This is a genomic window from Nocardia sp. MDA0666, assembly GCF_003023875.1.
GTDB classification, from domain to species: domain Bacteria; phylum Actinomycetota; class Actinomycetes; order Mycobacteriales; family Mycobacteriaceae; genus Nocardia; species Nocardia aobensis.
In genome coordinates this window covers 70,826-82,970 of the sequence record NZ_PYHT01000022.1, presented here as the reverse complement: position 1 = coordinate 82,970, position 12,145 = coordinate 70,826, and the positions used below count along the sequence as shown (strand labels likewise).

The following is a 12,145-nucleotide window of genomic DNA, read 5'->3' as shown; positions in this document are numbered from 1 at the left end:
CCGGACAGCGGAGAGGTCTACCGTTCACAGTCGTGACACCGCTCGACTTCCGCGACGGCGCCGCACCGACCCCGGGCCCTGACAGCGAACCAGCCCAGTTTCGCGCCGCGGTCGATGCGATGGGCACCGCATCCGTCCATCCTCGGATCGAGCTCGCACCGATCCGGCCCCCACAACGCCTGGCACCCTATTCGTACGCCATCGGAGCCGAGGTCAAACATCCCGACACCAATGTCATCCCGGTCGATTCCGACGACGACGCCTTCGGCCGCCTGATCCTGCTGCACGACCCGAACGGGCACGAGGCCTGGCACGGGGTCTTCCGGTTGGTGGCCTACATCCAGGCCGATATCGATGCCGCGCTGGCCGGCGATCCGCTGCTGCCCGAGGTGGCCTGGAGCTGGCTGGTCGACGCCCTGGAATCGCGCGGCGAGGAGTTCACGGCCCTGGGTGGCACGGTGACCTCGACGAGTTCGGTCCGCTACGGCGATATCGCCGGACCGCCGCGCGCCTATCAACTGGAGTTGCGTGCCTCGTGGACGGTCGGCTCGCCCCAGCTGGCCCCGCACGTCGAGGCGTTCTGTGAGGTGCTCGCCTACGCCGCGGGGCTGCCCCCGGCCGGTATCACCCATTTGCGGCCGCATCCGCAGATTGCCGACGACCAGTTCTGAGCGACACGTAGAGTTCGGGCTATGCCCGAAGCCGACGAGTCCGACACCATCGCGAGGACATCACAACCACCGCAGCAGCCCGCGCAGCACGACGCGGACAGCGCGGTTCCTCTGCTCGCCCCGGCCGACGGCATCCCCCCGGTTCTCGATTCCGCCCGCGAGATCGCGGACGCGGCCGCCGCGCTGGCCGCCGGTTCCGGCCCGCTGGCCGTCGACGCCGAACGCGCCTCCGGATTCCGCTACTCCAATCGGGCCTATCTGATCCAGCTGCGCCGGCGCGGCAGCGGAACCTTCCTCATCGATCCGATTCCGGATCCGGCCGCGGTGGACGCGTTGGCGGCGGTGATCAACGACCTGGAATGGGTGCTGCATTCCGCCGACCAGGACCTGCCGTGTCTGGCCGAACTGGGACTGCGACCGGCCCGGCTGTTCGACACCGAACTGGGTGGCCGGTTGGCCGGATTCGAGCGGGTCGGCTTGGCCGCCATGGTGGCGCGGCTGCTGGGCCGGGAACTGCGCAAGGGGCACGGCGCCGCCGACTGGTCGACCCGGCCGCTGCCGCAGGACTGGCTCAACTACGCGGCCCTGGACGTGGAACTGCTGGTCGAATTGCGCGACGAGGTCGCGGCCGTGCTGACCGAACAGGGTAAAACCGACTGGGCCGCACAGGAATTCGACCATGTGCGCACCGCACGCCCCGCCCCGCCGAAGCCGGATCGCTGGCGGCGCACGTCGGGCATCCACACGCTGCGGCGGGCGCGACAGCTCGCGACCGTGCGCGAATTGTGGACGGCCCGTGACGGTATCGCGCGCCATCGCGATGTGGCGCCGGCGCGGATCCTGCCGGATTCGGCGATCATCGCCGCGGCGCAGGCGGATCCGAAGACCGTTCCGCAGTTGCGCACGCTGCCGGTGTTCGGCGGGCCGCGGCAGCGGCGATATTCGCGGGAATGGCTCAACGCGGTGGAACGTGCTCGCGCGCTACCGGATTCGCAGTTGCCGCCGATGTCGCAACCGTTCGACGGCCCGCCGCCGGTCAATCGCTGGGAGCGCCGCGATCCGGTCGCGGCGGCTCGTCTGGCCGCTGCCCGGGCCGCGATGAACGGGCTGTCGGAACGACATGCGGTGCCGGTGGAGAATCTGCTGACCCCGGATCTGCTGCGCCGGCTCTGCTGGGACGGCCTGCCCGAATTCCGTACCGGCACAACGCCGTCGGACCCGGCGGCGGCGATCGGTAAATATCTCGAAGCCGGCGGCGCCCGGGCCTGGCAGCGTGAACTGGCGGTTCCCGAGCTGACCGCGGCGTTGTTCCCGGGCTCGGATCAGTCCTCGTAGACCGGGGAGCGCCGGTCGCGGCGGGCGCGGATGGCCTCGTCGAAATTCTCGGTGGTCAGCCGCACATACAGTTGCGCCGTACCCTCGTGCTGCATATGTGATTCCAGGCTGCCGGCCTCCATCCCGCTCCACAGCATGCGCTTGGTGAGCTCGGTGCCCACCCGGCTGTAGCCGATGATGCGTTCGGCCAGTTCGTAACACGTGTCGAGGAGTTTGTCGGCGGCGACCGTGCGGGAGACCAGGCCGATCCGCTCGGCCTCGGCGGCATCGATATCGCGGCCCGACAACATGATCTCGAAGGCCCGGGAGGCGCCGATCGCGCGCGGCAACAGATAACTGATGCCGAGTTCGGCCGAGGTCAGGCCGTTGTTGATGCCGGCGGCGCGGAAATAGGCGTGCTCCGACGCGATGCGGATATCGGTGGCCATGCTCAGGCAGAATCCACCGCCGATCGCGGCCCCGTTGATCGCCGCGATCACTGGCTGATGCATGCGCCGCAGCGTGGTCATCACGTGGTCGAGCAGGTCCATCGAACGCCGCGCCACGGTGGTGCGGGTGAGGCCCTCGATATTCGGCACCCGGCCGGCGCCCTGCAGATCGGCGCCGGAGCAGAAGCCGTGACCCGCTCCGGTGAGCACGACGACGCGGACGTCGTTGTCGGCGGCCACCGACTCGAGCGTTTCCCGCAGCGGGATCATCACGTCGAACGCCATGGCGTTCATGCGTTCGGGCCGGTTCAGGGTGACCAGCGCGATCTGCGGGCGAGGCTTCTCGACGAGCACGAACGACATGCAGACTCCTACCGGCGACGAAAACTGTAACCGGTTTCAGAATCTACACCGCGCCACCGGTCAGCCACCGGGTAACGCGCTCGGCGATGTTCTCGGCCGTCAGGCCCAGCTCCTGATGGATCTGGGCACGCGAGCTGTGCTCGAGGAACTGCTGCGGCACGCCGAGTTCGCGGGTCGGCACGTCGAGTCCGGAATCGCGCAGCCGTGCCGAGACGGTGCAGCCGATACCGCCGTGCAGGCCACCGTCCTCCACGGTGACCACCATCCGATAGTTCTCGGCCAGTTTGACGACGGTGTCGGAGACCGGCAGCACCCAGCGCGGGTCCACCACCGTCACCGAAATTCCTCGGTCCGCCAGCAGATCCGCCGCGGCGACCGCGGTGGCGCCGAGCGCGCCGACCGCCACGAGCAGGACGTCACCGCGCACCGCCTGCGCCGAGGACCCTTCCGGCCTCCGCAGCACGTCGACGCCGTCGAGCCGCTCCAGCGCCGAAACCTCCTCGACGACAGGGCCTTTCGGGAAACGCAGCGCGGTCGGCCCGTCGGCGACGGCCAGCGCCTCGGCCAGTTCCTCGCGCAGGGTCACCGCATCGCGCGGGGCGGCGACGCGAATACCGGGCACGATGCCCAGCACCGACAGATCCCACATGCCGTTGTGGCTGGCGCCGTCGTCACCGGTGATACCGGCGCGGTCGAGCACCAGGGTCACCGGCAGTTTCAGCAGCGCCACATCCATCAGCAGTTGATCGAAGGCGCGGTTGAGGAAGGTCGAATAGATCGCGACCACCGGATGCAGGCCGCCCAGCGCCAAGCCGGCGGCGGAGGTCATCGCATGCTGTTCGGCGATACCCACATCGAACAACCGGTCGGGGAAGCGGTCACCGAACGGCGCCAGCCCCGTCGGCCCCGACATGGCGGCGGTGAGGGCGACGATATCGTCGCGCTGTTCACCGTGGCGGATCAGTTCCTCGGAGAACACCGACGTCCACCCGACGGACTTGCCGCCGGTCGGCTGTCCGGTCTCGGGGTCGATGGCGCCGATGGAATGCATCTGGTCGGCGACGTGGTCGACCGCGGGCTGATATCCGCGACCCTTGAGCGTCACCGCGTGCACCACGACCGGACCGCCGAAATCCTTGGCGCGCCGCAACGCGGCTTCGAGCGCCACCGGATCGTGCCCGTCCACCGGGCCGACGTATTTGAGGCCCAGATCGCTGAACAGCTCCTGCGGAGCGACCGCGTCCTTGATGCCGGCCTTGAGCGCGTGCAGCATCGAATACGCCGAGCTGCCGACGCGCGGAATGCCCTGGACGAACCGTTTGGTGGCGTCGAGCGCCTGTTCGTAGGCCGGTTGCATGCGCAGCGCGGTCAGCCGGTCGGCCAATCCGCCGATGGTCGGCGAATACGAGCGGCCGTTGTCGTTCACCACGACGATCAGGGACCGATCCTGACCGGCGGCGATATTGTTCAACGCCTCCCAGCACATACCGCCGGTGAGCGCACCGTCACCGACGACGGCGACCACGTGGCGATCCTGCCCGGTCAACGCGAAGGCCTTGGCCAGACCGTCGGCATACGACAGCGAGGCCGAGGCGTGGGAGGACTCCACCCAGTCGTGCTCGCTCTCGGCGCGGCTCGGATATCCGGACAGCCCGCCGTGTTTGCGCAGCCGATCGAACCCGTCCTTGCGACCGGTGAGGATCTTGTGCACGTAGGCCTGATGCCCGGTGTCGAAGATGATCGGGTCGGCCGGGGAGTCGAAGACCCGGTGCAGGGCGATGGTCAATTCCACCACCCCCAGGTTCGGACCCAGATGGCCGCCGGTGACCGCTACTTTGCGGACCAGGAACTCCCGAATCTCCTCGGCCAGTTCGCGCAGCTGCGGCACCGTCAGCCGGCGCAGGTCCTCGGGCGTATCGACCCGGGAAAGAACTCCCACCGTTCTCGCTCCCTCTCCGTGGCTCGTCTGTCTGGAACAGTCTACGGAGCCGCATCCGGGCCCGACGACGGGAACGACCGGCGAGCTGCGACATCCGATCTCGGTGTGAGGCTCGACATAGATCAACCGCATTACAGTGGGTGACTGCCCGTCCCGCCCGCAGGAAGGACGATATGACCGTCGAGCAGCAACGAGCCGACTCTTCGGCGCGGCAGCGACACGCCACTGTCACCACATTCGGACACGGTGTGGCAACCGCGACGCCCGACCGGATGCAGGTATCGATCTCGATCGAGACGCGCGCCGAGGCGGTGGCCGTCGCCTACGGCCGGGCCGGCGAACGCACCGCCGCGGTCACCGGCGCACTACGCGCAGACGGGGTGGCCGCGAGAGATATCGCCACCACCGGCTTGTCCGTACGGACCGAGACGACCTGGACCGAGAACGAGGGCACCCGGATCACCGGTTACGTCGCGACCACGTCGCTGACGGTCAGCCTGCGCATCCCCGGCGCTCCCACCGCGTCCTCAGCCGACCTCGGGACCACGGCCCGTCCCGACGCGACCGCACCGGCCGATCCCGCCGCCGTCATCGCCCGTGCCGTCGAGGCCGGTGGCGACGACGTGCGCCTGGGCGGGTTGAACCTCGCTGTCGCCGACCGCGCCGACCTGCTGATCCGAGCCCGCGAGGCGGCATGGGACGACGCCCTCGACCGCGCCCGCCGCTACGCCGCGCGAGCCGGCCGCAGTCTCGGATCGGTCCTCGAGATCACCGAAAACGCCGCGGGCACACCGGAACCCCGCGGAGACATCCGTTTCGTGGCCGCTCGTTCGGCCGCCCCCGGCGCCCCGGTCCCCGTCGAATACGGCGAACACGAGGTCACAGCCGACCTGCGGGCCACCTGGCACTTGGCCTGAGCAGCGACGTCGCCGTTACGCCCGTTCGAGCAGGGCCAGACACTCCACATGGTGTGTCGCGGGAAAGGCGTCGAACGCGCGCAGTTCACGCACCCGGTACCCCGCCTCGCGGTACAGACCCACGTCGCGGGCGAAAGCGGCTGGGTCGCAACCGATATGAACGATGCGCGCGGGCGCGGCGGCAGCGAGCGGGGTGACGACCTGTTTTCCGGCGCCCGCACGGGGCGGGTCGAGGACGACGACCTGCGGGGCGCGGTCCTGGGTGGCGATCCAGCGTTCCACCCGATCGGCGTGCAGATCGACGGCGGGGAGATCGCGCAGCGCGGCGGCGCCGTCCGCGACGGCCGAGCGGGCGGATTCGACGCCGAACACCGATCCGCGCGGTCCCGCCTGCTCGGCCAGCCGGGCCGCGAAAACTCCTACGCCGCAATACAAATCCCAGGCAATGGAGCCGGGATCGAGGTCCGCCCAGCCGGCCACCACATCGGAATAGCGTTGTGCCGCATCGCGATGCGGCTGCCAGAACCCGGTCGCCGAGACGTCCCAGCGGCGGCCGGACACGTATTGGACGGCCCGTCCGCTGCCGGACATCACCCGCTCGCGGCGGCGGGCATGGGCCGCGGCACGGCGGGCGACGGTGGCGCGACGGTCGCCCCCTCGGCGCGGCGGCGTGGCCGGCGGGGCGAGTTCCACCACATGCCGCATACCGTCGGCGTCCACCGCGATCACCAGTTCCGCACCGGGCGTCCATCTGCTCTCGGCAATGCCGTCCACCGCACCCGAAACCGGTTGCGGGCAGCGCAGATCCGCGATCACGTCACTACTGCGATAACGATGGACGCCCGCCCGGCCTTCGGCGTCCACCACCAACCGGACGCGGGTCCGCCACCCGGTTTCGGGCACTTCACCGGATCGCTCGGGAGCCGCTCCCCCCACGGGCGTCTCGTTGCCGAGGCCGAGCGGCAGCGGTTCCACCACGATGTCGGTGTCCCAGTGGGCGAGGCGCTGCAACTGCTCGCGCACCACCGCCGCCTTCAGTCCACGCTGGGCTTCGGGGGTGGCGAAGGCGAAATCGCAGCAGCCGGCGCCGGCGGGACCGGAGACCGGGCAGTTCGGCGCCACGCGGTCCGGGGAAGGCTCCAGGATCTCGATCGCCTCAGCGCGGCAGAACGAGCCGCCGCGGTCCTCGGCCACCCGGGCTAGCACCAGCTCACCGGGCAGACCGTGACGGACGAACAGCACCCGGCCCTCGTGCCGGGCGACACAGAAACCACCGTGGCCGGGTGGCCCCAGCCGCACCTGCAGTGTGCGCCCGGACCAGTCCGGCCCGGCACTCACGAACGGTCCTCGTAGCCGCGGCGAACCGCGCCGGGTGCGTTGACCACTTCGGGACGGCGTGCCTTGGCCGACGAACTCAACTGCCACGGCACACTCGTCACCATCACACCCGGCTCGAACAGCAGCCGGCCCTTGAGCCGCAGCGCACTCTGGTTGTGCAGCAACTGCTCCCACCAATGGCCGACCACGTATTCGGGGATGAACACCGTCACCACGTCGCGCGGCGAATCCTTGCGCACCCGCTTGACGTAATCCACCACGGGCTTGGTGATTTCACGATAGGGCGATTCGATCACCTTGAGCGGCACCGGAATATCGCTGTCGGCCCACTCCCGCACCAGCGCCCGGGTGTCGGGTTCGTCGACGTTGACGGTGACCGCCTCCAGCGTGTCCGGCCGGGTGGCCCGGGCATAGGCGAGCGCGCGGCGCGTCGGCAGATGCAGTTTCGACACCAGCACGATCGAATGGGTGCGGCTGGGCAGGACCCCGGTGAACTCCTGCTCCTCGAGTTCGCGTCCCACCGTGTCGTAGTGGCGGCGGATCAGCCGCATCAGGCCGAAGATCGCGGCCATGGTGACGATCGCGATCCACGCGCCCGCCAGGAACTTCGTGATGAGCACGATGATCAGCACAGCGCCGGTCATGGTCAGGCCGATGGCGTTGATCACTCGCGAGCGCAACATGCGCCGGCGCACCGCCGGATCGGTTTCGGTGCGCAGCAGCCGCGTCCAGTGCCGCAGCATGCCGGTCTGGCTCAGCACGAACGAGACGAACACGCCGACGATGTAGAGCTGGATCAGCCGGGTCACCTCGGCGCCGAACAGCACCACGAACGCGATCGCGGCGCCGGACAGGAACAGGATGCCGTTGCTGAACGCCAGCCGGTCGCCGCGGGTGTGCAGCTGTCGGGGCAGGAACCGGTCCTGCGCGAGAATCGAGCCGAGCACCGGGAATCCGTTGAAGGCGGTGTTCGCGGCCAGCACCAGGATCAGCGCGGTGACGATGGTGATGTAGAAGAAGCCGGCCGGGAAGCCGGAGAAGATCGAGTCGGCGAGCTGAGCGATGAGCGTCTTCTGCTCGTAGCCGGGTGGCGCGCCCACCAGATCCGCCTTGTCCGCGGCGAAGACGACTCCCAGTTTGCGTGCCATGAGGATGATCCCCATCAACAGGGTGATCGCGATGGCGCCGAGCATCAGCAGTGTGGTGGCGGCGTTGCGGGATTTCGGTTTGCGGAAGGCCGGCACGCCGTTGCTGATCGCCTCCACACCGGTCAGCGCCGCACATCCGGAGGAGAACGCCCGCGCTATCAGGAAGGCGAAGGCGATGCCCTGCAAATGTGATTCGTTGCCGTTCAGGCTGAAACCCGACGATTCGGCGTGCAGTTCGTCGCCGAGGACGAATATGCGCACCACACCCCAGGCCAGCATCAAAAAGACGCCGACCATGAACGCGTAGGTCGGGATGGAGAACGCGGTACCGGATTCGCGAATGCCGCGCAGATTGACCGCGGCGAGCAAGACGATGGCCGCGACCGCGAACAACACCTTGTGGGTGGCCACGAACGGAACGGCGGAACCGATATTGGAGGCCGCCGAGGAGATCGATACGGCGACGGTGAGCACGTAGTCGACCAGCAGCGCACTGCCGACGGTCAGCCCGGCCATCGGCCCGATGTTCACGGTGGCGACCTCGTAGTCGCCGCCACCGGACGGATAGGCGTGCACGTTCTGGCGATAACTGGCGACCACGACCGCCATCACGGCCGCCACCGCCAGCCCGATCCACGGCGTATAGACGTAGGCGGACAGGCCGGCCGTGGAGAGCACGAGGAAGATCTCCTCGGGCGCGTACGCCACCGACGACAGGGCGTCGGAGGCGAAGACGGGCAGCGCGATCCGCTTGGGCAGCAGGGTATGTCCCAGGGAATCGCTACGGAAAGGGCGGCCGACCACCATACGCTTGACGGCCGTCGTCAACTTGGACACTCGGCACAGCATAAGGGCACGGCCTCGAGGGGCATAGCGGGCGGTTCACTCGCGTTTCGGTGCCGGCGAATGGGGGAACGTGCTGCGGGGAACCGTCAACGGGTACGGTTCCCCCGAGAGGGAACCAGACCGCACACCACGGTTTTCGGCGGAATTGGGGTTGACACGGTGTACGTAGTGATCATGGGGTGCGGCCGAGTCGGCTCCGCATTGGCGCGCGCCCTGGTCCGGATCGGCCACGACGTAGCCGTGATCGACCGGGATCCGGGCGCATTCCTGCGCCTGGGCAAGGATTTTCCCGGTGAGCGGGTCACCGGCGTCGGCTTCGATCGTGGAGTGCTGACCCGCGCGGGCATCGAGCGCGCCGGCGCGTTCGCCGCGGTGTCCAACGGCGACAACTCCAACATCATCTCCGCGCGCGTCGCCCGCGAGACCTTCGGCGTGGAACGGGTGGTGGCCCGCATCTACGACGCCAAACGCGCGGCGGTCTACGAGCGGCTCGGCATCCCGACCATCGCCACCGTGCCGTGGACCACCGACCGGTTCCTGCGCACGCTCACCGGCGACGAAACCACCGCCACCTGGCGCGATCCGACCGGCACCGGCTCGGTCACCGAACTCGTCCTGCACGAGGACTGGTACGGGCGTACCGTGCGTGATCTGGAGGATGCGGTGCCGGTGCGGGTGGCCTTCCTGGTCCGCTTCGGGCAGGCACTGCTGCCCACCAGCAAAACGGTGCTGCAGGCCGACGACGCGGTCTACATCGCCGCCGTCTCCGACAAGGTCGGCGAGGCCGTCGCCGTCGCCGCCACCGCACCGTCGAGCGAGGACAAGTCGTGAACGTAGTGATCGCGGGAGCAGGCGCAGTCGGCCGCTCCATCGCCCAGGAATTGCTGCGGGGCGGGCATCGGGTGACCCTGCTCGAGCGGCGGCTCGACCACATCGACCCGACGGTCGCGCCCTCGGCCACCTGGATGCACGGCGACGCATGCGAACTCGAACTGCTCGAGGAAACAGGCCTGCAGGACTACGAGGTGGTGATCGCGGCCACCGGCGACGACAAGGCGAATCTCGTGTTCAGCCTGCTCGCCAAGACCGAATTCGGGGTGCGCCGGGTGGTCGCGCGCGTCAACGATCCGCGCAACGAATGGCTGTTCGACGGTTCCTGGGGTGTGGACGTCGCCGTCTCGACACCGCGGCTGCTGGCCTCCCTGGCCGAGGAGGCGGTCTCGGTCGGCGACCTGGTCCGGCTGATGACGCTGCGTCAGGGCCAGGCGAATCTGGTCGAGATCACGCTGCCCACCGATACCGCGCTGGCCGGTCGCGCGGTCCGTACGCTCTCGCTGCCCCGCGACGTCGCCCTGGTGACGATCCTGCGCGGCGGCCGGGTGATCGTCCCGCAGCCCGATGATCCGCTGGAGGGCGAGGACGAGCTGCTGTTCGTGTCCACGGTGGAGGCCGAGGACGAACTGCGCCGCAGCCTGGCCACGGAACCGGCGGGCGCGGCGCCCACCGGCGCGGAGCCGCACACCTCGATTTGAGCTTCGCTCAAGCGCTTTCGGGGACGAGTTGCGCGCGCAGTTTGGTCAGCGCGCGATGCTGCATCACCCGGACCACGCCGGGACTCGTACCGATCGCCTCGGCGGTCTGCGCGGCCGTCCAGCCGAGCACGATCCGCATCACCAGCACCTCGCGATGGGCGGGCGCGAGGATCTTCATCAGCTCGCGGGTGGCCTGGCGGCGCTCCAGATTGAGCGCCAGCTCCTCGGGTCCCGGTGCGGTGGAGGCGCTGTCGGGGAATTCGGCCACCGGATAGGACGGGTGCTGCTGGGCGCGGCGGAACGCGTCGGCCACCTTGTTCGCGGAGATGCCGTAGACGAAGGCCAGAAACGACTTTCCCTGATCGCGGTAGCGGGGAATCGCGGTGACGGTCGCGATGCAGATCTCCTGCGCGATGTCGTCGGCGGTGACGTGCGGGTTGTTACTGCTTCCGACGCGCGCGGCGCAATAGCGGCGTACCAGGGGATGCACGATGCGGATGATCTCGGTGACCGCGCGCTGATCGCCCGCGGCGGCCGGCCCGATCAGGCGGTCCAGTTCGGCGGCGGCGCGGCGGCTGTCGGAACCCACGGGCGCCGATCTCGGTGGCCGCACTCCCGCACCCTTCGCCGGGCCGAGTGCCGTCACCGTGTTGTTCTCGGTATCCACCGGGGATCCTCTCGCCGATCGCTACTGACTAACACGATCGTGCGCTGAATCCGGTTCGCGGAATAGATACCCCAGGGGTGGGTTCACCCCACCCCATCGTTGTATGCCCCCAGAATCGGGGGCACAAGCCGACTTCGAGTCGGTTCGGTCCGCCGGTCGAACGTCCGGCGCGTTACTCGGTGGCCGAGGAGACCGGCATATGGCCGGCGCGGCGCACCGCCCACACCGTGACCAGCAGCGCGACCGCGGTCAAGGGCCAGCCCATCGCGATGCGGGCGGCGGCCAGCCAGCCGGTGCTGTCGGTGTCGTAGAAGTGGTTCTGCACCAGATAGCGGGCGCCGAAGACGACCACCCACACCACCGTGGCCAGATCGTAGAGTCGCATCGCGCGCCGATCCGAACGCCAGCTGTGGCCGTGGCCGTTGAGCACTCCCCAGATCACCCCGGCCAGCGGCCAGCGCACCAGCAGCGACACCAGGAAGACTCCGGCGTAGACCAGGCTCGCCCAGATACCGAAGAGGAAGTATCCCTTCGCCGCGCCGGTGCGGTGGGCGATGAAGGCGCAGACCGCGACCCCGATGAATCCGGAGATCGCGGGTTGGATCGGGGACCGGCGGATCAGCCGCCAGACCAGGACGCCGGCGGCGGTGGCCAGCGCCGTCCAGATGGCGGCCGTCAGACCCCACAGCGTGTTCGCGGGGACGAACACCACCACCGGCAGCGTGGAATAGATCAGTCCGCTGATACCGCCGAGTTGCTCGAGCAGCGTCTGCTGGATCTCTTCCTCGCGGTCCTCGCCGGTGTAGGCATGGCCGTCCTCGCCGGCGGCCGGATGCCGGGCCGGGGATTCACCGTCGGACTCACGCAGGCGGTGACGGCCGCGCCCCGCAACGGGGTTCGCGCGGAATCCGGCCACGGCGGCCGGGTCGGCGCCCTCGTCGTTGTGGGGTATCGGCATACG

General features: G+C 69.2%; 11 protein-coding genes. 5 read left to right on the top strand and 6 right to left on the bottom strand.

Annotated elements, in window-relative coordinates:
- The first annotated feature begins 32 nt into the window (after nucleotides 1-32).
- Nucleotides 33-671, top strand: a complete 639-nt coding sequence (locus C8258_RS25500) for a DUF3000 domain-containing protein (RefSeq protein ID WP_081879712.1) — start codon at nucleotides 33-35, stop codon at nucleotides 669-671.
- Between the two features lie 21 nt (nucleotides 672-692).
- Nucleotides 693-2,006, top strand: coding sequence for a ribonuclease D (locus tag C8258_RS25495; RefSeq protein ID WP_106957345.1), 1,314 nt, complete (start codon nucleotides 693-695; stop codon nucleotides 2,004-2,006).
- Here C8258_RS25495 and C8258_RS25490 read toward each other — a convergent pair.
- Entirely contained in the window at nucleotides 1,994-2,797 is an 804-nt protein-coding gene (locus tag C8258_RS25490; protein WP_106957344.1) for an enoyl-CoA hydratase, read from the bottom strand. The genes C8258_RS25495 and C8258_RS25490 overlap by 13 nt on opposite strands.
- A gap of 43 nt (nucleotides 2,798-2,840) precedes the next feature.
- Entirely contained in the window at nucleotides 2,841-4,736 is a 1,896-nt protein-coding gene (dxs, locus tag C8258_RS25485) for a 1-deoxy-D-xylulose-5-phosphate synthase (RefSeq protein WP_106957343.1), read from the bottom strand.
- Between the two features lie 173 nt (nucleotides 4,737-4,909).
- On the opposite strand from dxs, the gene C8258_RS25480 reads away from it, so the two are divergent.
- Nucleotides 4,910-5,653, top strand: a complete 744-nt coding sequence (locus C8258_RS25480; protein WP_106957342.1) for an SIMPL domain-containing protein — start codon at nucleotides 4,910-4,912, stop codon at nucleotides 5,651-5,653.
- Nucleotides 5,654-5,668: 15 nt separating this feature from the next.
- Here the strand turns inward: C8258_RS25480 and C8258_RS25475 are convergent, their stop codons facing one another.
- Both C8258_RS25475 and C8258_RS25470 read right to left on the bottom strand, forming a co-directional pair.
- Nucleotides 5,669-6,991, bottom strand: a complete 1,323-nt coding sequence (locus C8258_RS25475) for a class I SAM-dependent RNA methyltransferase (RefSeq protein WP_106957341.1) — start codon at nucleotides 6,989-6,991, stop codon at nucleotides 5,669-5,671.
- Nucleotides 6,988-8,976, bottom strand: a complete 1,989-nt coding sequence (locus C8258_RS25470; RefSeq protein ID WP_106957340.1) for an APC family permease — start codon at nucleotides 8,974-8,976, stop codon at nucleotides 6,988-6,990. Before C8258_RS25470 ends, C8258_RS25475 begins: the two co-directional genes overlap by 4 nt.
- 168 nt (nucleotides 8,977-9,144) lie before the next feature.
- Between C8258_RS25470 and C8258_RS25465 the strand changes: the two genes are divergently transcribed.
- Both C8258_RS25465 and C8258_RS25460 read left to right on the top strand, forming a co-directional pair.
- Nucleotides 9,145-9,816 carry a TrkA family potassium uptake protein gene (locus C8258_RS25465; protein ID WP_106957339.1) on the top strand — a complete coding sequence of 224 codons (672 nt, stop codon included), beginning with the start codon at nucleotides 9,145-9,147 and terminating at the stop codon, nucleotides 9,814-9,816.
- Entirely contained in the window at nucleotides 9,813-10,517 is a 705-nt protein-coding gene (locus C8258_RS25460; protein WP_106957338.1) for a TrkA family potassium uptake protein, read from the top strand. The genes C8258_RS25465 and C8258_RS25460 overlap by 4 nt, the downstream gene beginning before the upstream one ends.
- A gap of 7 nt (nucleotides 10,518-10,524) precedes the next feature.
- On the opposite strand, the gene C8258_RS25455 is transcribed toward C8258_RS25460, so the two are convergent.
- Together C8258_RS25455 and C8258_RS25450 are read right to left on the bottom strand one after the other, a co-directional pair.
- Nucleotides 10,525-11,184, bottom strand: a complete 660-nt coding sequence (locus C8258_RS25455; RefSeq protein WP_369974816.1) for a sigma-70 family RNA polymerase sigma factor — start codon at nucleotides 11,182-11,184, stop codon at nucleotides 10,525-10,527.
- A 172-nt stretch (nucleotides 11,185-11,356) separates the two neighbouring features.
- Nucleotides 11,357-12,142 (bottom strand): DUF3159 domain-containing protein, encoded by a 786-nt coding sequence (locus C8258_RS25450; protein ID WP_369974815.1) that lies wholly within the window; start codon nucleotides 12,140-12,142, stop codon nucleotides 11,357-11,359.
- Between the last annotated feature and the right edge of the window lie 3 nt (nucleotides 12,143-12,145).

Bases quoted from the DNA above. Each gene is read 5' to 3' on its own strand.
- C8258_RS25495 (WP_106957345.1), top strand. From the start codon at position 693: ATGCCCGAAGCCGACGAGTCCGACACCATCGCGAGGACATCACAACCA.
- C8258_RS25490 (WP_106957344.1), bottom strand. From the start codon at position 2,797: ATGTCGTTCGTGCTCGTCGAGAAGCCTCGCCCGCAGATCGCGCTGGTC.
- C8258_RS25480 (WP_106957342.1), top strand. From the start codon at position 4,910: ATGACCGTCGAGCAGCAACGAGCCGACTCTTCGGCGCGGCAGCGACAC.
- C8258_RS25450 (WP_369974815.1), bottom strand. From the start codon at position 12,142: ATGCCGATACCCCACAACGACGAGGGCGCCGACCCGGCCGCCGTGGCC.